The following is an 18,975-nucleotide window of genomic DNA, read 5'->3' as shown; positions in this document are numbered from 1 at the left end:
CCGTAATGGCAACGCGGCCTAAGCCGGGCTGCCCTGCAGACGCGTGTTACTGCGCCTTGGCTTTTTCCAGAACTTCGATCCGTGCGTTGAGCTCACGCACCGATTCGATCAGCGGGGCAACAAGCTTGTCATAGTCGACCGTCATCAGGCCTTGCTTCTTGTGCACCAGTTGCGGAAACACTTCGTTGACGTTCTGCGCGATCACACCCACATCGTCACGGCCCGAATCATTCCACTTGAACTCGACGCCGCGCAGTTGCAAGACTTTTTGTGTCGCATTTGTCACCGGCTGAACCGAATTCTTCAACGTCTCGTCACTGAACGGGCAGCACGGCTGACCAACGTCTCCGCCCGCGTGAGCGGCGCCCGACAGGGTCAGGGTAACCAAAGAGGCTGCGAACAGGGTCTTGTTGATGGCGAACTTCATGCGCTACTCCACTGTTGTTATACGTACGAAATGTACAACTACAAGTGTAAGAATCGAGCCGTTCAGCACCGTCCGTATTTACCGCAGTAGGGTGAGGAATACAGTAACAGGGGGTGGGGATTTTTCTGATAGTACGAGGGACGTTCACAAGCCGGACTTTTTGCCTTACCCGCTCGCCCATTTCAGCGCCCAGCTACAAGGCGTGAACGCTTGCCATGGCCCCTGACTTCGAGCCGGCAGGGGCGCCTTCGCTGACCACAGAACAACGCTCCTGCGAAAACCAACAACCCCGCCGAAGCGGGGTTGTTGGTCGATGCAGCTTCAGCTCAGCGCTTAGATCGCACCGCGCCGACGCAGCACATCCAGCACCTGCTTGACGCCTTCTTCGACGCTCACTGTCTGCGTGTCGATAACGACGTCGGCATCGAGCGGCACATCGTACGGGAAGCTCTCGCCCGGGATGTTATCGCCATCGGCGGCGTACAGGCCTTGCGGATCACGGGCGCGGCACGCCAGTGGCGAGGCTTGCACGTAAACAGTGACCAGGCGCTCGGCACCGATCAGCGCCTTGGCCTGCTCGCGGCCCTCGGCATCCGGCGCGACGAAGGCGGCCAGGGTCAGCAGGCCGGCTTCGTTGAACTGGCGCGCCACATGGGCAGCGCGGCGCCAGTTTTCGGTACGGCCGGCGCGGTCTTGCGGGAGACCCTTGTTGAGGTCGTGGCGCAGGTTCTGGCCATCGAGCACGTAGACCGCACGGCCCATGTCGAACAGCTTGCGCTCCACAGCATAGGCCAGGGTGCTCTTGCCCGCGCCAGAAAGCCCACTGAACAGGACGGTGGCCGGCTGCTGGCCGAAGCGCAGCGCGCGCTCTTCGGTGGCCACGTGGGCAGTCTTGCCATGCTGGCCAGTGCCGCCGTGCGGCAGCACCGGCGGCGCGATGATCATGCCGGCGCCCACGGTGCCGTTGGTGAGCCGGTCGATGACGATGAACGCACCGGTGGTGCGATTGCTGTCATAGCCATCCAGGGCCACCGACGAGTCCAGGCTGACCTTCACCTGACCGATCTCGTTAAGCTGCAAGGCGCTGGCAGCGCCCTTTTCCAGGGTATTCACATCGACCTTGTGCGCGATGCTGGCAATCGAACCCGGCACGTAGCTGGTGGCGCGCTTGATGTCGTATTTCTTGCCCGGCAGCATCGGCTCTTCGGCCATCCACACCAGCATGGCGTCGAACTGGTCGGTGACCGGCGGAACGTTGTCGGCATGCACCAGCAGGTCGCCACGGGAGATGTCGATCTCGTCTTCCATGGTCAGGGTGATCGCCTGGCCTGGGCCCGCGCTCTCCAGTTCACCTTCGTAGGTGACAATGGACTTGACCCGGCTGCTCTTGCCCGAAGGCAGTACCACCACTTCGTCACCCTTGTGCACGATGCCGCTGGCGATGGTGCCGGCGAAACCGCGGAAGTTCAGGTTCGGGCGGTTGACGTACTGCACCGGGAAACGCAGGTCGGTGAAGTTGCGGTCGGCCGCCACTTCCACCGTTTCGAGGATTTCCATCAGCGCAGGGCCGGTGTACCACGGCGAACGCTCGCTGCGGTTGACCACGTTGTCGCCCTTGAGCGCGGACATCGGCACGAAGTGCAGGCTCGACGGCTGCAGGTTGATGCGCTCGGCAAAGTCCAGGTAATCGGCCTTGATCGACTCGAAGACGGCTTCATCGAAGCCCTTGAGGTCCATCTTGTTGACCGCGACCACGATGTGCTTGATGCCCAGCAACGACGCGATGTAGCTGTGGCGGCGGGTCTGGGTCTGCACGCCGTAGCGGGCATCGACCAGGATGATCGCCAGGTCGCAGGTCGAGGCACCGGTGGCCATGTTGCGGGTGTACTGCTCGTGGCCTGGGGTATCGGCGATGATGAACTTGCGCTTGGCGGTCGAGAAGTAGCGGTAGGCGACATCGATGGTGATGCCCTGCTCGCGCTCGGCCTGCAGGCCATCGACCAGCAACGCGAGGTCGATGTCTTCACCGGTGGTGCCGGACTTCTTCGAGTCGCGAGTGATGGCTTCGAGGTGGTCCTCGTAGATCATCTTGGAATCGTGCAGCAGGCGCCCGATCAGGGTGCTCTTGCCGTCGTCGACGTTGCCGCAGGTGAGGAACCGCAGCAGTTCTTTGCGCTCGTGCTGAGCCAGATAAGCGAGGATGTCTTCGCTGATCAAATCGGATTGGTGCGACATGGAATGACCCTGAAAATTAGAAGTAGCCCTGACGTTTCTTGTCTTCCATGGAGCCTGCGCCGTCGTGGTCGATGACCCGGCCCTGGCGTTCGGAAGTCCGCGTCAGCAACATTTCCTGGATGATGTCGGTCAGCGATTGGGCCTCGGACTCGACCGCGCCCGTCAACGGGTAGCAGCCCAGGGTGCGGAAGCGCACCTTCTTCTTGACGATGCGCGCCTTCTCTTCCTCGGACAGGTGCTCGAGGATGCGCTCGTCGTCGATCATGATCAGCGTGCCGTTCTTCTCGATCACGTCACGTTCGGCGGCGAAGTACAGCGGCACGATCGGGATGCCTTCGAGGTAGATGTACTGCCAGATGTCCAGCTCGGTCCAGTTCGACAGGGGGAATACGCGAATCGACTCACCCTTGTTGACCTTGCCGTTGTAGACGTTCCACAGCTCCGGGCGCTGATTCTTCGGGTCCCAGCGGTGCTTGCTGTCGCGGAACGAGTAGACGCGCTCCTTGGCGCGGGACTTCTCTTCATCGCGACGCGCGCCGCCGAACGCTGCGTCGAAACCATGCTGGTCCAGCGCCTGTTTCAGGCCCTGGGTTTTCATGATGTCGGTGTGCTTGGCACTGCCGTGGGTGAAGGGGTTGATGCCCTGCGCCACCCCTTCAGGGTTGACGTGGGTGATCAGTTCCAGGCCCATTTCCTCGACCATCTTGTCGCGAAAACGGTACATCTCCTGGAATTTCCACTGGGTGTCGACGTGCATCACCGGAAACGGCAGCTTGCCCGGGAAAAAGGCCTTGCGCGCCAGGTGCAGCATCACGGCGGAATCCTTGCCGATCGAGTACAGCATGACCGGGTTGTCGAACTCGGCGGCCACCTCGCGGATGATGTGGATGCTTTCCGCCTCCAGCTGTTTCAAGTGCGTCAGTTTGTCGACCATGGCTACTCACGAAAAACGATCTTATGGACGGCCTGCGGGCCGTGTTCGAGCGAGGCACTCTATCACAGCGGCTGCTTCTATTTAGGCACCGGGCTAGATCGAAAGAATCTAACCATATGACTGTCGGTTTGGCCTCAAGCGCCCGCCGGCGCTAGCGTGGCGCGGTTTCAGATGGGGTTGGGGCAGTCGATGAACAGGTGCTCCACGGCGAAGCGCCGAGCCAGGTAATCGCCCAGCGCCTGCACACCATAGCGCTCGGTGGCATGGTGGCCGGCGGCGATGAAGCTGATGCCGTTTTCGCGGGCACTGTGGAAGGTCTGTTCCGACGCCTCACCGCTGATGAACAGGTCCACGCCGGCGGCGATGGCCTGGTCGATATAGCCCTGACCGCCGCCTGTGCACCAGCCAACCCGGCGAATCATCTGCTCGCCATCGATCAGCAACGGCTCACGCCCCAGCGCTTCTTGCACGCGGCGGGCAAAGTCGCGGGGCGAAAGCGGTTCTGCAAGCGAACCAAGCAGGCCGACCACGCGCTTGTCGTCCGGGTCCAGCGGCCCTTCCACGGCGATGCCCAACTGGTGCGCGAGCTGCACGTTGTTGCCGACCTCCGGGTGCACGTCCAGCGGCAGGTGGAAGGCCAGCAGGCTGATGTCGTGCTTGAACAGGGTCTTCAGCCGGCGCTGCTTGATCCCCGTGATGCACGGGCTCTCGCCTTTCCAGAAATAGCCATGGTGCACCAGCACCAGGTCGGCCTCGGCCTCGACGGCGGCATCGAGCAGCGCCTGGCTGGCGGTCACGCCGCTGACGATGCGCCTGACCTGCGGGCGACCCTCGACCTGCAGGCCGTTGGGGCAGTAGTCGGCAAAGCCTTTGCTGCCCAGGTAGCGTTCGGCTTCGGCGACCAGCGTATCGAGCGCAACTGCCATGGAAAAAACTCCTTCAAATCGGCATTGGTGACGGACCGAGTGCCCGTATAATGCCGGCCATTATGAGCTGCCGACCGCTGCGCGAACACCGCTGACCGTCGCCGCTCGCCGCAGGGTTGAAAAGGTTGGGCGCGCCTGCCCTGGCCCTGCGGCCACAGCCCTACTCCCAGGATCGATTCGATGCTCAAGGCTTTGCGTTACGTTGGCTGGCCCCTTCTCACCGGGATCTTGATCGCGCTGCTGGTCATCCAGCGCTTTCCGCAATGGGTGGGCCTGCCCAGCCAGGACGTCAATCTGCAACAGGCGCCACAGACCACGCAGATGGTCCAGGGCCCGGTGTCCTATGCCGACGCCGTGACCACTGCAGCACCGGCGGTGGTCAACCTGTACACCACCAAGGTGGTCAACAAGAACGCGGCCCATCCGCTGTTCGAAGACCCGCAGTTTCGCCGCTTTTTCGGCGACAACCTGCCCAAGCAGCGGCGCTGGGAGTCGAGCCTGGGCTCGGCGGTGATCATGAGCCGCGAGGGCTATCTGCTGACCAACAACCACGTCACCAGCGGTGCCGACCAGATCGTGGTGGCGCTCAAGGATGGCCGCGAGACCCTGGCCCGGGTCATCGGCAGTGACCCCGAGACCGACCTTGCAGTGCTCAAGATCGACCTCAAGGACCTTCCCGCCATCACCATCGGCCGCTCCGACACCCTGCGCATCGGCGATGTGTCACTGGCCATCGGCAACCCGTTCGGCGTCGGCCAGACAGTGACCATGGGCATCATCAGCGCCACGGGGCGTAATCAGCTGGGGCTGAACAACTACGAAGACTTCATCCAGACCGATGCCGCCATCAACCCAGGTAACTCCGGCGGCGCGCTGGTCGATGCCAACGGCAACCTGACCGGTATCAACACGGCGATCTTTTCCAAGTCGGGCGGTTCCCAGGGCATCGGCTTCGCCATCCCGGTGAAGCTGGCGCTGGAGGTAATGAAGTCGATCATCGAGCATGGCCAGGTGATTCGCGGCTGGCTGGGCATCGAGGTGCAGCCGCTGAGCCAGGAGCTGGCCGAGTCGTTCGGCCTCAAGGGCCGCCCGGGTATCGTCATCGCCGGTATCTTCCGCGAGGGTCCCGCGGCGCGTGCCGGATTGCAGGTGGGCGACGTGATCCTCAACATCAATGGCGAGCCGGCTGGCGACGGGCGCAAGTCGATGAACCAGGTGGCGCGGATCAAACCGAACAACAAGGTGGCCATCGAAGTGATGCGCAACGGCAAGCAGCTCAAGCTGATCGCCGAGGTCGGGTTTCGGCCGCCACCGGCACCTGTGGTCAAGAAAGAGGACAAGTAGCCTTGCACAGGCCAAGGCCGTGCCTGCGCACGTGCCGACGACAAAACGTGTAGGGTTGCGCCATGCTTTGCACCACTTACCTAATGGCCGGCGCTTTCCTGCACCTGAACAGGACAATGCCCACCGCCTGGAGCGCACATGACTGAACCGCTGATGCTTGAACCGCAGAAAACCGCCGATGCCTGTGTCATCTGGCTGCATGGTCTGGGCGCCGACCGTTACGATTTTCTGCCCGTGGCTGAAGCCTTGCAGGAAGGCCTGCTCAGCACCCGCTTCATCATGCCTCAGGCGCCCATCCGCGCCGTGACCATCAACGGCGGCTACGCCATGCCGAGTTGGTACGACATCAAGGCCATGAGCCCGGCACGGGCGATCGATGAAGCTGAACTGGACGAGTCCGCCGAGCAGGTCATCGCCCTGATCCAAGCCGAACGCAGCAAGGGCATCGACCTCTCGCGCATCGTTCTGGCCGGTTTCTCCCAAGGCGGCGCGGTGGTGCTGCATACCGCCTACGTGAAATGGCAGGAGGCCCTGGGCGGGGTGTTGGCGCTGTCGACCTACGCGCCGACGTTCAGCGACGAACACCAGCTCAGCGCCTGCCAGCAACGCACCCCGGCGCTGTGCCTGCATGGCGTGCACGACCCGGTGGTGATCCCGTCCATGGGCCGCACCGCCTTCGAGCACCTCAAGCGCTGGGGCGTCGAGGCGAGCTGGGAAGAATATCCGATGGAGCACGAGGTGCAGCCCAAGGAAATTCAGGACATCTACACCTGGCTGGCCGCACGCCTGCGTTAAACGCGTGCGCCGCGCCCACGCGGCGCTGGCCGACGCGCGGGCAGCGTCCAGCCTGCCCTCGCCCGACCGGGGGTTTGTAGTTCTTCCCGCCCTGCACTACGCCGCGCATGGAACTTGCTTTACACTGCCCGGCGTACATTCCTTAACCAGTTGATGAGACCATCGTGCTCAAGGCACTCAAAAAACTATTTGGCAAGGAAGAGGCCGCCGCTCAGGCCGTCGCGCCCGCTGCCCCCGTGATACAAACGCCGCCGGCCGTCTCTGAACCGGTTTCCCCGCGCTCCCCCCAGCCGCTTCCTGCAGCCCAGCCGGCGCCAGTCGAACCCGTCGCGCCGGACATGCCCGCCACGCAGGACGAGCCCGCTGGCAAGGCCAAGCCACGCCGCGAACGCAAGCCCAAGCCGCAGGCCTCACTGTGGAAGCTGGAAGACTTCGCCGTCGCGCCGCAAGAAGGCAAGACGCGCTTCCACGACTTCACGCTGTCCGACACCCTGATGCATGCCATCCACGACCTGGGCTTCCCGTACTGCACGCCGATCCAGGCGCAGGTGCTGGGCTATACGCTACGCGGCCAGGATGCCATCGGCCGCGCGCAGACCGGTACCGGCAAGACAGCGGCGTTCCTGATCTCGATCATCGCCCAGTTGCAGCAGACGCCACCGCCCAAGGAACGCTTCATGGGTGAACCGCGCGCGCTGATCATCGCCCCGACCCGCGAACTGGTCGTGCAGATCGCCAAGGATGCCGCAGCGCTGACCAAATACACCGGCCTGAACGTGATGACCTTCGTCGGCGGCATGGACTTCGACAAGCAGCTCAAGGCCCTCGAAGCGCGCCATTGCGACATCCTCGTGGCCACACCGGGCCGCCTGATGGACTTCCACCAGCGCGGCGAGGTGCACCTGGACATGGTCGAAGTGATGGTGCTGGACGAAGCCGATCGCATGCTCGACATGGGTTTCATCCCGCAGGTTCGCCAGATCATCCGTCAGACCCCGCCCAAGTCCGAACGCCAGACGCTGCTGTTCTCCGCGACCTTCACCGAGGATGTGATGAACCTGGCCAAGCAGTGGACCACCGACCCGGCGATTGTCGAGATCGAGCCGGAAAACGTCGCCAGCGACACGGTCGAGCAGCACGTCTATGCCGTGGCCGGCAGCGACAAGTACACGCTGCTGTACAACCTGGTCACGCAGAGCGGCTGGCCACGCGTGATGGTGTTCGCCAACCGCAAAGATGAAGTGCGGCGCATCGAAGAGCGGCTGGTGCGCGATGGCATCAACGCGGCGCAGCTGTCGGGCGACGTGCCGCAGCACAAGCGCATCCGCACGCTGGAAAACTTCCGCGAAGGCCGCGTGACCGTGCTGGTGGCCACCGACGTGGCCGGGCGTGGCATTCACATCGACGGCATCAGCCACGTGATCAACTTCACCCTTCCCGAAGACCCGGACGACTATGTCCACCGCATCGGCCGCACCGGTCGCGCCGGAGCCAGTGGCGTGTCGATCAGCTTTGCCGGCGAAGACGACTCGTACCAGTTGCCGGCCATCGAGCAACTGCTGGGGCGCAAGATCAAGTGCGAGATGCCGCCAGAAGCGTTGCTCAAGCCGGTGGTGCGCAAGACGCAGTAACGCCACGACAGGGCCTGCAAGCAGCAGGCCCTTGAGCAGCCGTCCGAGCGTCTACCAGCGCTCGGCCGCCGCCTGATCACTCTGCTTGCCCTCGACCCAACGCGGTCCCTCTGCGGTCGTTTCCTTCTTCCAGAACGGCGCGCGGGTTTTCAGGTAATCCATGATGAAATCGCAGGCCTCGAACGCGGCCTGGCGGTGGGCGCTGGCAACGCCGACGAAAACGATCGGCTCGCCCGGCGCCAATGCGCCGATGCGGTGCAGCACCTGGACCTTGAGCAGCGGCCAGCGAGCCTCGGCATCCACGACGATCTTCTCCAGGGCCTTCTCGGTCATACCCGGGTAGTGCTCGAGAAACATCCCTGCGACCTCGCGCCCATCATTGAAGTCGCGCACGTAACCGACGAAGCTCACCACCGCACCCACACCGACGTTGGCCGCGTGCATGGCATTGACCTCATGGCCTGGATCGAAGGCCGTTTCCTGCACCCGTACAGCCATGCTCAACCTCCCGTGACCGGCGGGAAGAACGCCACTTCATCACCCTCAGCGAGGGGTTCGCCCAGGCGGCACAGATCCTGGTTGCGTGCGCACATCAGGTTCTGCTCGCCCAGCACCGCATACGCCTCTCCCCGTGCAAGCAAGGCCAGGCGCACGTCATCCAGGACGGCGAAATCGCCTTCGACGGCCTCACCCTCGACGCCCAACTGCTCGCGGTAGCGAGCGAAGTACACCACCTGCACCTTCATGACGCCTCCACCTGGAAATCGCTGCGCGTCTCGAACAGGCTCACCCGGCCGATGAGCATTTCCGTGTCCATCGCGTGCACGCTCATGACACCTGCGCCTGGAAATCGCCGCTCTTGCCGCCGCGTTTCTCCAGCAAACGCACCTGCTCGATGACCATGCCTTTGTCCACGGCCTTGCACATGTCATAGATCGTCAGCGCCGCGACACTGGCGGCAGTCAGCGCTTCCATCTCGACGCCGGTCTGCCCGGCCAGCTTGCAGCGGGCCCGGATAAGGACGCCATCGGCGCCGTCGGCGCTCAGCTCGACCTTGACGCTGGTGAGCATCAGCGGGTGGCACAGCGGGATCAGGTCGCTGGTTTTCTTCGCTGCCTGAATGCCGGCAATGCGCGCCACGGCGAACACGTCGCCCTTGGGGTGCTGGCCATCGACGATCATGCGCAGGGTTTGCGGCAACATGCGCACACGGGCTTGGGCCACGGCTTCACGCGCGGTCACGGCTTTCTCGGTGACGTCGACCATGTTGGCCCGCCCCTGGGAATCAAGGTGTGTCAGCACTGCTCTGCTCCTGTAAAGGGAACCTGCAGTGTAACGCCAAGGGCCATGTCGAGCTGGGGAAAAATCGGGCGGCGAACCGCCCGATGTCTGACGCTACAGGTGCGACTCGGCGTATTCGGCCAGGACCGAACGCGGCACCCCTTGCAGGGTGATGTGCACGCCGTGGGGGAAGTCCTTGAAGCGCTCGGTGAGGTAGGTCAGGCCGGAGCTTGGGGCCGACAGGTAGGGCGTATCGATCTGCGCCAGGTTGCCCAGGCAGACCACTTTGGAGCCCGTGCCGGCACGGGTGATGATGGTTTTGATCTGGTGCGGGGTGAGGTTCTGGCACTCGTCGATGAGAATCAGGCTCTGTTGGAAGCTGCGACCGCGAATGTAGTTGAGGGATTTGAACTGCAGCGGTACGCGCTCAAGAATGTACTCGACGCTGCCGTGGGTGCTCTCGTCGTCCATGTGCAGGGCTTCGAGGTTGTCGGTGATGGCGCCCAGCCAGGGTTCCATCTTCTCGGCCTCGGTGCCCGGCAGGAAGCCGATTTCCTGGTCAAGGCCCTGCACGCTGCGGGTGGCGATGATGCGCCGGTAGCGCTTGCTGACCATGGTCTGTTCGATGGCGGCGGCCAGGGCCAGGATGGTTTTACCGGAGCCTGCGGCGCCGGTGAGGTTGACCAGATGGATGTCCGGATCGAGCAAGGCCAGTAGCGCCAGGCTCTGGTGGATATCGCGCGGTTTCAGGCCCCAGGCCTCCTGGTGCAGCAACGGCTCCTGGTGCAGGTCGAGCAGCAGCAGTTCGCCGTCGCGGGTGCCCTTGATCCAGCCCACGAAGCCCTGTTCGTCGATGATGAATTCATTGATGTGCACGGCCGGCAATGGCTCTGCCAGCTGTACCCGGTGCCAGGTACGGCCGCGCTCCTGGCGGGTGTCGACCTTGCTGACGCGGTCCCAGAACGAACCGGGAACTGAGTGATAGCCCTTGGACAGCAGCGACACATCATCGACCAGTTGGTCGGTGCTGTAGTCTTCGGCGGCGATACCGCAGGCGCGCGCCTTCAGGCGCATGTTGATGTCTTTGGTGACCAGCACGACGTCCAGGTCGGCGCGTTTGGCGCGCAGCTCCAGCAGCTGGTTGATGATGATGTTGTCGTTGAGGTGCTCAGGCAGCAGGCGCGTGGGCTCGTTGCGCGGGCTCATCAGGATCGACAGGAAGCCCTTGGGCCCACTCTTGCCGCGCTGGATCGGCACGCCCTGCTCGACAGCGCTGGGCGACGCATCGCCCAGGGTCTGGTCGATCAGGCGAATGGCCTGGCGACAGTCAGCGGCCACGGACTGTTTGCCGGTTTTGAGCTTGTCGAGTTCCTCCAGCACCGTCATCGGCAGAGCGACATGGTGCTCCTCGAAATTGAGCAGAGCGTTGGGGTCGTGAATCAGGACATTGGTATCGAGGACATACAGGATTGGCTTGCTGGAGGAAGGGGTGCGTCCTTGGTCATCCATACTCGGTCACCTTATATCGAAGCCACGTAGCGCGTGCCGCTGCGCTGCAAGTTGACGGCCGTTCTCCCCGTATCCGCGTCGTTACGGGCGGGGGGCACATCCTGGCAAAGGAGGGTCTGGATGACGCCACCTGTGCTGCAGGAATCGGCTGTCTGCTTCTTTCATACCGCAAAACGTATGACGGAAAAAAGTAATTTTACGCGTACATGAAGTTTATTTTTCCGATTGGCTGAGCGGGCTTGCGCGCGGCCAGCAGACGGCTAGAGTGATAGGTCAAGTGCCCACGGCGCAACGCCCCGGCGCCCCGTTCAACGCCCTTGCGCGCCATAGCCTTGGCAATCCTCCCAGCCCAACCCGCTCTGCGCCGTGTGCTCCAGCAGCCACTGCACGGCCGGCTGCGCCTTGGGCAGCGTGTCGTGAAACTGCAGCACGCCCTTGCGCCACAGCAGCATCAGGGTCAGCACCCGCTGCGCCGATGCTTCGCTGTCTAGCGGGCCGTCATCCTGGGCGTCGATGTCCCACAACGACACCTGCAGCCCCTGGCTGAGCATGAAGCCCTCGCCATCGCTGCGCCGCTGCCCATAAGGCGGTCGGAACAGCGGCACGTAGTGCGCGGGCAAGTCCGCCTGCACACGGGCCTGGCTGCGCCGCAACGAGTCCTGCCAGCCCTGCCATTGGGCATGCGAGCGGTACTCCCAGCCTTGAATGCCCACGCACTGCCTGGCGTACAGCGTTCTCAGCGCCGCGACCGAGGTGGCGGCGCGGCGTTGCTGCAGGCGGTTGCCCAGCACGAAGAACGTACCCTGCACCTGCTGGCGCCGCAAATAGTCGGTCAGGCCATCGGTGCTGCCGCCTACCGGCCCCGGACCGCCGACGAAGGTCAACAGGAAGACGCGATCGTTCAGCTCATCCCCGGCCCGCTCGGACGCAGACAAACGTTCGACTTCACTGGAGGTCTGGCCCAACAACGCCGCCTTGCGCAATTGCTCGTCGAGGTAGCGCTGGTGAAAGCGATAACTCGGCTCGACCCAGCCGCGGTAGAACTCGCCGACATCGCTGGCGAAATCGGCGGCCTGGGCACGTAGCTCGGCCATGCTGTGCAGCGGGTAGCAGAACGAGGCGTCTTGTTCGCAACTGAGGTGCGCCTGCTGGTAGTTTTCCCACAGCCGCAACCACAGCCGCGCGCGCACGGCGCGGACCTTCTGCAGGTTGATCTGCCGCAGCCCCAGGCGCGCCGCCAAGGCCGGCTCGTCCAGTTGTTCGCTGTCGTGCAGGGCGCGGGCAAAGGACAGGATTTCGGCGCGCGAAGCGACATCGAACAGCACCGGGCTGTCGAGCTGCTCGGGCCACACCGTGCGATCCAGGCTGGCATAAGGCGAGGCAGGCGCGGCAGGAACGGCCAGGCTCAACAGGCCGGCCAGCAGGCCCAAGGCAATGCGCACGATCAGTCACTCCGCAAAAAGCATGGCCCGCACTATAGCGCCTGGCCCGGCCAGGGTCTGCGTTTGTCGCACCGCTGATCTGGACTAAAACCGCGAGGCCCGTAGAATCCTTCGATTGACTTCAGGAGCCCAACCGATGCTGACGGTGATTTCCCCCGCCAAGACCCTCGACTACGACACCCCGCCGGTGACCAAGCGTTTCACCCTGGCGCAGCACCTCGAACATTCCGAGCTGCTCATCGAGCAGTTGCGTGAGCTGAGCCCTGCGCAGATCAGTGACCTGATGCACCTGTCCGACAAGTTGGCCGGCCTCAACGCTGCCCGCTTCGGTAGCTGGAGCGCCGAGTCCAGCCCGGCCAATGCCAAGCAGGCGCTGCTTGCGTTCAAGGGTGATGTGTACACCGGCCTCGATGCCCAGACCCTCAGCGAAGATGATTTCAGCTACGCCCAGGACCACCTGCGCATGCTCTCGGGCCTGTACGGCCTGCTGCGCCCACTCGACCTGATGCAGCCCTATCGCCTGGAAATGGGCACTAAGCTGGCCAACCCGCGCGGCAAGGACCTGTACGCGTTCTGGGACACGCGCATCAGCCAGTGGCTCAACCAGGCCCTGACCGAACAGGGCGACGACCTGCTGTTGAACCTGGCCAGCAATGAATACTTCAGCGCGGTCAAGCGCAGCGCGCTGCAGGCCCGGGTGATCAACGTCGATTTCAAGGACTGGAAGAACGGCCAGCACAAGATCATCAGCTTCTACGCCAAGAAGGCCCGCGGCCTGATGAGCCGCTTCGTGATCCAGCAGCGCATCAGCGAGCCCAGGCACCTGCAGCAGTTCGACGAGCAGGGCTACTACTACAGCGCCGAGCAGTCCAGGCCGGACCATCTGGTGTTTCTGCGCGACGAGGCGCCGACCTGAGGCAGACGAGCAGGTTCGCAGGCGCACACCCACTGGCCGAGCGCCCAGCGCTTTTGAGCGCAGGCGCAAATGCCGCTAGGATGACCAGCACTCCTCCACCTAGGCCCGCACTCCATGCTCATCGGCGCGCTGCTCCTTCTCACCTGGTTGGTCCTGCTGTTGCGTTACCCGCAGAAGGCATTCCCGCTGTCCCTGGCGGCGGTCACGGGTCTCGGGCTGGTGGCGCTGTGGGTGGTCTGGCAGGACAACCGTGAAGCCTCGCAACTGGCGCGGCTCGACCTGCGCCTGAGCTATGCCCCCGCGCAGTGTCCGGCCGATCGTCCGCTGCAGGTGCAACTGACCAACGCCAACCCAGTGCCGCTGACCGAACTGCGCTGGCGCGTGGCTGCCCACGCGCCGGGCGACACTGTCAACCTCGCCGAAAGCACCTACAGCGCGCCGCGCTATCGCGGCCCTGGCGAGCTGCAGGCCGGTGCCCAGTGGCACGACTGCCTGCCGCTGCCGCCACTGCGCTCAGGCTATCGCGCGCAGACTCTGGCGTTTCGTGCCGAGCACCTGCAGGGCAGCTTCGCCAACTGAGTCACGCTCGAAGCTAGATGCTGACCTGGGTCCGACCGCAGCACTCAGACCGCCTGGACCTCTCAGGCCGCTTGGCCCAAGACCTGGAAAAACGCCGCTTCAAAGCGCTGCATCTGCGCGGCGTCACCTACGCTGACGCGGATCCAGGTGGGCCAACTCGACCAGACCCTTCCCACCTTGACCTGCGCATCGGCCAACGCCTTGACCACCGCCTGCGCCGGCTGGCGCACGTCCACCATGAAGCAGTTGGCCTGGGACGCCGTGCACCGCCAACCGGCCGCGCTCAGGCGGCTCACCGTGGCCTCGCGCAGGCGCAGATTGTCCCGCTTGCGCTGCGCCACCAAGCCCGACTCTTCAAGGCTGGCCAAGGCGCCGCGCAGGCTGGGTTCGGCGGCAACGTTGTAGCCATCGAACGCCTCCAGTGCTTCGAGCAAGGCCGGTTGGCCGATGGCCAGGCCCACGCGCGCACCGGCCATGCCGTACAGTTTCGAGAACGTGCGCAGCACCAGCAGGTTGGGGTGCGCCTTGATCAAGGGGATGCAACTGGGGGCATCGCTGAAGTGGATGTAGGCCTCGTCGACGACCACCACGGTGTCGCTCGGCGCCTTGGCGATGAGCCGCTCGAGCGCGGCCGCTGGCGTCACCGTGCCCGTGGGGTTGTTGGGGTTGCAGACATAGATCATGCCCGGCGCCGGCCTGATGGCGAGCATGGCGTCCACGTCATGGGCATGTTGCGCATCCAGAGCCACCGCATGCACGGGGGTCTGGCGCGTCAGGGCGGTGTCGACCGGCGCTTCGTAGGACGGCTCGGGCACCACCAGGCTGCGAGCACCGGTGAAGGCATGCACAGCGTATTGCAGCGCCAGTTTCGAGCCGCAGAACAGCTGCACGTGGTCCTCGGCTACGCCTTGCTGGCGCGCGAAGGTTTCGATCAGCGCGTACTGCAGTGGGTACGGGTAACGGCCGCAGCTGGCGACCCCTTCGTGCATGGCCGTGCGTGCGCTCGCACTGGGCCCCCAAGGGCTTTCGTTGAAATTCAGGCGCACCGGCGACTGGGCTGCGCTCAGGGTTTCGGTTGCCGCTGCAGGCGCTGCCCAGCTGACTTGGCCAAGCAGCGGCAGCGCAGCCGTCAACCCGACCAGGCGACGACGAGAAAGGCCTTCCATAGTGCGTTACCTCCTTGGTGTGGATGTCTGGAGGACGCCGTGGCCGCGAGAATCTTTAGGGTGGCCAGCGGCCATATCGCAGTTGGCTGCGCGTCTCAGCGGTAGACGGCAGCAGCTCACCAGGCGATCACGCCAGGCGCCCGTGCCAGTAGCGCGCCGCCAGCCCGTCAGGGAACAGGGCCGTTGCGCAGACACTGCGACGTGTGCGCTGCAACGCTCAGGCTGACCGGCCGCAGCGCATTCCCCGCCGCGCTCTGCCACACTGGCCACCTTCCCTGCCCCACGGTTTACCGCCATGCCCACTGTTCTGATCACCGGTTGTTCCAGCGGCATTGGCCGCGCCCTGGCCGACGCCTTTCGCGATGCCGGATTCGAGGTCTGGGCCACGGCGCGCAAGGCCGGCGACGTCGAGCGCCTGGCCAGTGACGGGTTCATCGCCCGCGCGCTGGATGTGAACGACGCCCAGGCCCTGGCCACGCTCGCTGACGAGCTGCAAGCGTGCGGCGCAACGCTCGATGTGCTGGTCAACAACGCCGGCTTCGGCGCGATGGGGCCGCTGCTCGATGGCGGCGCCGAGGCCCTGCGCGCGCAGTTCGAGACCAACGTGTTCTCAGGGGTGGAGGTGACTCGCGCGCTGTTCGCGTTGCTGCGCCGCAGCCGCGGCACGGTGGTGAACATCGGCAGTGTATCGGGTGTACTGGTGACGCCCTTCGCCGGCGCCTATTGCGCGTCCAAGGCGGCAGTGCATGCTCTCAGCGATGCCCTGCGCCTGGAACTGGCGCCATTCGGCATCCGCGTGATGGAGGTGCAACCCGGTGCCATCGCCTCGCAGTTCGCCAGCGCTGCCCAGCGTGAGGCGGCCCAGGTGCTGCACGCGGATTCACCCTGGTGGCCGCTGCGCGAACAGGTCCAGGCACGGGCCCGTGCCTCGCTGGACCGACCTACGCCCGCCGCGCAGTTGGCCCAGACGGTGCTGGCCGCCCTCGGCAGACGAACGGTGCCCGCCGTGGTGCGCGCAGGCAACGGCAGCCGGCTGTTGCCCTTGATGGCGTGGTTGTTGCCCAGGCGCTTGCTGGACTGGGCGCTGCGCAAACGCTTCGGATTGCTGCGTTCGCTGTAGGTCAATCTTGCGCAAACCGCTCGTGCCTCACGCCTCCAATGATTCAGGCATTGCGAGGTCACGACGTGCACCCGCGCCGACGCTGGCAAGCACCAAGCTACAGCCGTTTCAACTGGCTCTAGCCCCAGGTGGCTGTGTCTCGAACGCCTCCCAGCCCCCGCCCAGCGCCTTGTACAGCCCGACCAGGGCCTGCGCGACGGCTGAAGAACTGTCGATCCATTGCTCCTCGCTGGTCAGCAGTGCGCTCTGCACGCTGAGGACGTTGAGGAAATCCACCGCGCCTTCCACGTACTGGCGCTGGGCAGTGTCCAGGGCGATGCGGTTCTGCCGCACGGCTTCGGCCAAGTGGTCGCGGCGCAACTGGCTGGCGTTGTACAGGCGCAGAACATCGTCGATCTCATGCCAGGCGCCGAGCACGGTCTTGCGGTAGTTCACGGCCGCCTCCCGTTGCTGGGCTTCGCGCAGTTGCAGCGTGCCCTTGAGCCGCCCGCCTTCGAAGATCGGCAAAGACACCTGTGGCCCGAGCGCAAAACGCCGCGCGCTCCAGCTGCCGAGGTCGGCCAGTTGCAGCGATTGCAGCCCCACACTGCCGGACAGCCGAATGCGCGGGTAGAAATCCGCCTCGGCCACGCCAATGCTCGCAGTGACGGCATGCAGACGCGCTTGAGCCTGGCGGATATCCGGGCGCCGCGCCGCCAGCTCCGACGGCAGGCCAATGGCAAAGCGCTGCTGCGGCTCGGGCAGCGCCCCGGGCGCCAGCAATTGCGCCTGCAAGCGCCCGGGCGGCTCGGCGGCCAGCAGGCTTAGAGCGTTGATCAGGTCGTCGCGGCGCGCTTGCAGAGTGGGCAGGCGCGCTTCGATGGACGCCACCTGCGCACTGGCCTGGGCCACGTCCAGGCGGGTGGCGACGCCTTCGGCCTGGCGATCTTGCGACAGTTTCAGGCTGTGGCGGGCGAGTGTCAGGTTGTCTTCGGTAACGCCCAACGTACGCTGCACGGCGCGCAGCTGGATGTAGTCGCGCGCGGTTTCGGCGAGCAGGGTCAGCAGCACACCGCGGCGGTCGTCTTCAGCGACTTGCACATTGGCATCGGCGGCCTCCACCTGGCGACGCACGCGGCCCCACAGGTCCAGTTCCCACCCAGCTGTCAGATCGCCTTGCCACACGTCATAGGCGGATTTACCAGCATGGCCGGACGGGTCGTTGAGGCCTTCAGCGCTGTTGCGCGCCCGGCTGTAGCCGGCGTCGGCGCCCACGCTCGGCGCTTCGTCGGCCGCCACCGAACTTCGCGCGGCGCGGCTTTGCAGCACCCGGGCGCTGGCCATCTGCAGATCGAGATTGCGCGCCGCCACCTGCTCGACCAGTGCGCTGAGGCGGGCATCGTGAAAGCTGTCCCACCAACGCCGTTGCAGGGGGCCGGTCAAGGGCTGGCTGGGCGCGACGTCAGCCTGGGGTGCCGGCCAGTGCGCGGGCGCCGGGCGGTCGGGCTTGTGAAAGTCAGGGCCTAGGCTGCACCCCGCGACAGTCAATGCAAAGACGACTGGGCTGATGCACGTCAAGGCCTTCATCGCGCACTCACCGCATGCCGGTCGAGCGTATCGCCAGCGGCCTGGTGCTCGGTATCGCTCTTGGTATCGATCGTGGCTTCGACCGACATTCCTACGCGCAGCCGCGCCAGCCCTGGTTGATCTGCATCGAACAGGATCTTCACCGGAATGCGCTGGACCACTTTGGTGAAGTTGCCGGTGGCGTTGTCCGGTTTGACCGCCGCAAAGGTCACGCCGGTGGCCGGTGCAATGCTCTGTACCCGCCCGTGCAAGGGCTGCTCGGCAAAGGTATCGACACGCAAGCTGACGGGTTGGCCAGGCTGGACGTGGGTCAGCTGGGTTTCGAGAAAATTGCCAACCACGTAGGCCTGGTCCAGCGGCACGACCGACAGCAGCCGTGTGCCGGGGCTGACATAGGCCCCGGCACGCAAGGCGCGCTGCCCGACCATGCCGTCGATCGGTGCGCTGATGCGCGTGTAGGACAGGTCCAGACGGGCCTTGGCCACACCGGCCTCGGCCTGCTTGAGCTGGCCTTTGGCGCTGGCCAACTGAGCGTCCAGCACATCGACCTGCTTGCGCGTGGCGAGCAACGCGGCCTGAGCGTTGGCCTGCCGTGCCCGCGCCTGCTCCACCTTGCTGCTGGCCTGCTGGGCGTTCTGCACGGTGCCGGCGCCCTGCTCGGCCAGGCGCTTGTAGCGACCCACTTCATGTTCGGCAAAGCCGGTTTCGGCCTGTGCCGCCTTGACGGCCGCCTCGGCCTGAGCAATCAGCGACACCTGGCGCTCCAGGGTCGCCTGGGCGTTGGCGTGTTGCGCCTGGGCCACGCTCTGCAGGGCCAGCGCTGCTTCCAGTGCAGTCTGGTAATCACGGTCGTCGAGGGTGGCGAGCAACTGGCCAGCCTTGACCGACGCGTTGTCTTCGACCAGCACCTCTTTGATGAAGCCGGCCACCTTGGGCGCGACCACCGTGTAATCGGCAATCACGTAGGCGTCCTGGGTGCTCTGACGGCGGTCGCGGCCCAGCAGCCAGGGCCCGGCCACGGCGGCCAGCAGGGCCACGGCCACCACGCCGGCGATGATCAGGGTCTTGCGGTTGTCCTTCATGGCAGCAGTCTCGGTCACAGGT

Annotated in this window: 18 protein-coding genes; 6 read left to right on the top strand and 12 right to left on the bottom strand. The window is 64.8% G+C overall.

The annotated features are described in order from the left end of the window. Nucleotides 1-46: 46 nt before the first annotated feature. The 4 genes from SJI00_RS20090 to SJI00_RS20075 all read right to left on the bottom strand — a co-directional run bounded on the left by SJI00_RS20090 (nucleotide 47) and on the right by SJI00_RS20075 (nucleotide 4,522). Nucleotides 47-427, bottom strand: a complete 381-nt coding sequence (locus SJI00_RS20090) for a tail fiber domain-containing protein (protein ID WP_322463426.1) — start codon at nucleotides 425-427, stop codon at nucleotides 47-49. 333 nt (nucleotides 428-760) lie between these two features. Continuing rightward, a complete protein-coding gene (cysN, locus tag SJI00_RS20085; protein ID WP_322463425.1) occupies nucleotides 761-2,662 on the bottom strand; it encodes a sulfate adenylyltransferase subunit CysN in 1,902 nt (633 codons plus the stop codon). 16 nt (nucleotides 2,663-2,678) lie between these two features. Next, nucleotides 2,679-3,596 (bottom strand): sulfate adenylyltransferase subunit CysD, encoded by a 918-nt coding sequence (cysD, locus tag SJI00_RS20080; protein ID WP_322463424.1) that lies wholly within the window; start codon nucleotides 3,594-3,596, stop codon nucleotides 2,679-2,681. Nucleotides 3,597-3,763: 167 nt separating this feature from the next. Then, nucleotides 3,764-4,522: a Nif3-like dinuclear metal center hexameric protein gene (locus SJI00_RS20075; RefSeq protein ID WP_322463423.1), complete on the bottom strand. Its 759-nt coding sequence runs from the start codon at nucleotides 4,520-4,522 to the stop codon at nucleotides 3,764-3,766. A gap of 180 nt (nucleotides 4,523-4,702) precedes the next feature. On the opposite strand from SJI00_RS20075, the gene algW reads away from it, so the two are divergent. From algW to rhlB, 3 genes are all read left to right on the top strand, one after another. Next, a complete protein-coding gene (gene algW / locus SJI00_RS20070) occupies nucleotides 4,703-5,866 on the top strand; it encodes a Do family serine endopeptidase AlgW (protein ID WP_322463422.1) in 1,164 nt (387 codons plus the stop codon). 138 nt (nucleotides 5,867-6,004) lie between these two features. After that, nucleotides 6,005-6,661, top strand: coding sequence for an alpha/beta hydrolase (locus SJI00_RS20065; RefSeq protein WP_322463421.1), 657 nt, complete (start codon nucleotides 6,005-6,007; stop codon nucleotides 6,659-6,661). Nucleotides 6,662-6,825: 164 nt separating this feature from the next. Further along, complete coding sequence (gene rhlB, locus SJI00_RS20060; protein ID WP_322463420.1) at nucleotides 6,826-8,292, top strand: ATP-dependent RNA helicase RhlB; 1,467 nt, start codon at nucleotides 6,826-6,828, stop codon at nucleotides 8,290-8,292. Between the two features lie 51 nt (nucleotides 8,293-8,343). Here the strand turns inward: rhlB and moaE are convergent, their stop codons facing one another. The 5 genes from moaE to SJI00_RS20035 form a co-directional block, all read right to left on the bottom strand. Continuing rightward, the gene (moaE, locus tag SJI00_RS20055; RefSeq protein WP_322463419.1) at nucleotides 8,344-8,790 is read right to left on the bottom strand and encodes a molybdopterin synthase catalytic subunit MoaE; all 447 of its coding nucleotides are present in this window, start codon (nucleotides 8,788-8,790) and stop codon (nucleotides 8,344-8,346) included. Nucleotides 8,791-8,792: 2 nt separating this feature from the next. Next, nucleotides 8,793-9,038, bottom strand: coding sequence for a MoaD/ThiS family protein (locus SJI00_RS20050; protein ID WP_322463418.1), 246 nt, complete (start codon nucleotides 9,036-9,038; stop codon nucleotides 8,793-8,795). Between the two features lie 82 nt (nucleotides 9,039-9,120). Next, nucleotides 9,121-9,594, bottom strand: a complete 474-nt coding sequence (moaC, locus tag SJI00_RS20045) for a cyclic pyranopterin monophosphate synthase MoaC (RefSeq protein WP_322463417.1) — start codon at nucleotides 9,592-9,594, stop codon at nucleotides 9,121-9,123. Nucleotides 9,595-9,687: 93 nt separating this feature from the next. Continuing rightward, nucleotides 9,688-11,082 carry a PhoH family protein gene (locus SJI00_RS20040; protein WP_322463416.1) on the bottom strand — a complete coding sequence of 465 codons (1,395 nt, stop codon included), beginning with the start codon at nucleotides 11,080-11,082 and terminating at the stop codon, nucleotides 9,688-9,690. A gap of 308 nt (nucleotides 11,083-11,390) precedes the next feature. Then, nucleotides 11,391-12,524, bottom strand: a complete 1,134-nt coding sequence (locus SJI00_RS20035; RefSeq protein ID WP_322463415.1) for a polysaccharide deacetylase family protein — start codon at nucleotides 12,522-12,524, stop codon at nucleotides 11,391-11,393. Nucleotides 12,525-12,660: 136 nt separating this feature from the next. On the opposite strand from SJI00_RS20035, the gene yaaA reads away from it, so the two are divergent. Together yaaA and SJI00_RS20025 are read left to right on the top strand one after the other, a co-directional pair. Beyond that, complete coding sequence (gene yaaA / locus SJI00_RS20030; protein WP_322463414.1) at nucleotides 12,661-13,440, top strand: peroxide stress protein YaaA; 780 nt, start codon at nucleotides 12,661-12,663, stop codon at nucleotides 13,438-13,440. 114 nt (nucleotides 13,441-13,554) lie between these two features. Further along, nucleotides 13,555-14,019: a multidrug transporter gene (locus tag SJI00_RS20025; protein ID WP_322463413.1), complete on the top strand. Its 465-nt coding sequence runs from the start codon at nucleotides 13,555-13,557 to the stop codon at nucleotides 14,017-14,019. Between the two features lie 62 nt (nucleotides 14,020-14,081). Here the strand turns inward: SJI00_RS20025 and ptaA are convergent, their stop codons facing one another. After that, nucleotides 14,082-15,185 (bottom strand): pyoverdine biosynthesis transaminase PtaA, encoded by a 1,104-nt coding sequence (ptaA, locus tag SJI00_RS20020; RefSeq protein WP_322463412.1) that lies wholly within the window; start codon nucleotides 15,183-15,185, stop codon nucleotides 14,082-14,084. A 295-nt stretch (nucleotides 15,186-15,480) separates the two neighbouring features. Here ptaA and SJI00_RS20015 point away from each other — a divergent pair, with 295 nt between their 5' ends. Further along, a complete protein-coding gene (locus tag SJI00_RS20015; protein WP_322463411.1) occupies nucleotides 15,481-16,305 on the top strand; it encodes an SDR family oxidoreductase in 825 nt (274 codons plus the stop codon). A 108-nt stretch (nucleotides 16,306-16,413) separates the two neighbouring features. Here the strand turns inward: SJI00_RS20015 and SJI00_RS20010 are convergent, their stop codons facing one another. Together SJI00_RS20010 and SJI00_RS20005 are read right to left on the bottom strand one after the other, a co-directional pair. Beyond that, entirely contained in the window at nucleotides 16,414-17,871 is a 1,458-nt protein-coding gene (locus SJI00_RS20010; RefSeq protein WP_322463410.1) for an efflux transporter outer membrane subunit, read from the bottom strand. After that, complete coding sequence (locus SJI00_RS20005) at nucleotides 17,868-18,953, bottom strand: HlyD family secretion protein (protein ID WP_322463517.1); 1,086 nt, start codon at nucleotides 18,951-18,953, stop codon at nucleotides 17,868-17,870. The genes SJI00_RS20010 and SJI00_RS20005 overlap by 4 nt, the downstream gene beginning before the upstream one ends. Nucleotides 18,954-18,975 lie beyond the last annotated feature (22 nt).

It is taken from the genome of Pseudomonas gebzensis (assembly GCF_034427815.1).
Classification (GTDB): domain Bacteria; phylum Pseudomonadota; class Gammaproteobacteria; order Pseudomonadales; family Pseudomonadaceae; genus Aquipseudomonas.
Note: the sequence above shows the minus strand (reverse complement) of the source record. Positions and strands in the feature narration are given on the sequence as shown.

Coding starts and splice junctions, on each gene's coding strand:
- SJI00_RS20090 (WP_322463426.1), bottom strand. CDS start 427: ATGAAGTTCGCCATCAACAAGACCCTGTTCGCAGCCTCTTTGGTTACC.
- cysN (WP_322463425.1), bottom strand. CDS start 2,662: ATGTCGCACCAATCCGATTTGATCAGCGAAGACATCCTCGCTTATCTG.
- cysD (WP_322463424.1), bottom strand. CDS start 3,596: ATGGTCGACAAACTGACGCACTTGAAACAGCTGGAGGCGGAAAGCATC.
- SJI00_RS20075 (WP_322463423.1), bottom strand. CDS start 4,522: ATGGCAGTTGCGCTCGATACGCTGGTCGCCGAAGCCGAACGCTACCTG.
- algW (WP_322463422.1), top strand. CDS start 4,703: ATGCTCAAGGCTTTGCGTTACGTTGGCTGGCCCCTTCTCACCGGGATC.
- SJI00_RS20065 (WP_322463421.1), top strand. CDS start 6,005: ATGACTGAACCGCTGATGCTTGAACCGCAGAAAACCGCCGATGCCTGT.
- moaE (WP_322463419.1), bottom strand. CDS start 8,790: ATGGCTGTACGGGTGCAGGAAACGGCCTTCGATCCAGGCCATGAGGTC.
- SJI00_RS20050 (WP_322463418.1), bottom strand. CDS start 9,038: ATGAAGGTGCAGGTGGTGTACTTCGCTCGCTACCGCGAGCAGTTGGGC.
- SJI00_RS20040 (WP_322463416.1), bottom strand. CDS start 11,082: ATGGATGACCAAGGACGCACCCCTTCCTCCAGCAAGCCAATCCTGTAT.
- yaaA (WP_322463414.1), top strand. CDS start 12,661: ATGCTGACGGTGATTTCCCCCGCCAAGACCCTCGACTACGACACCCCG.
- SJI00_RS20025 (WP_322463413.1), top strand. CDS start 13,555: ATGCTCATCGGCGCGCTGCTCCTTCTCACCTGGTTGGTCCTGCTGTTG.
- ptaA (WP_322463412.1), bottom strand. CDS start 15,185: ATGGAAGGCCTTTCTCGTCGTCGCCTGGTCGGGTTGACGGCTGCGCTG.
- SJI00_RS20015 (WP_322463411.1), top strand. CDS start 15,481: ATGCCCACTGTTCTGATCACCGGTTGTTCCAGCGGCATTGGCCGCGCC.
- SJI00_RS20010 (WP_322463410.1), bottom strand. CDS start 17,871: ATGAAGGCCTTGACGTGCATCAGCCCAGTCGTCTTTGCATTGACTGTC.
- SJI00_RS20005 (WP_322463517.1), bottom strand. CDS start 18,953: ATGAAGGACAACCGCAAGACCCTGATCATCGCCGGCGTGGTGGCCGTG.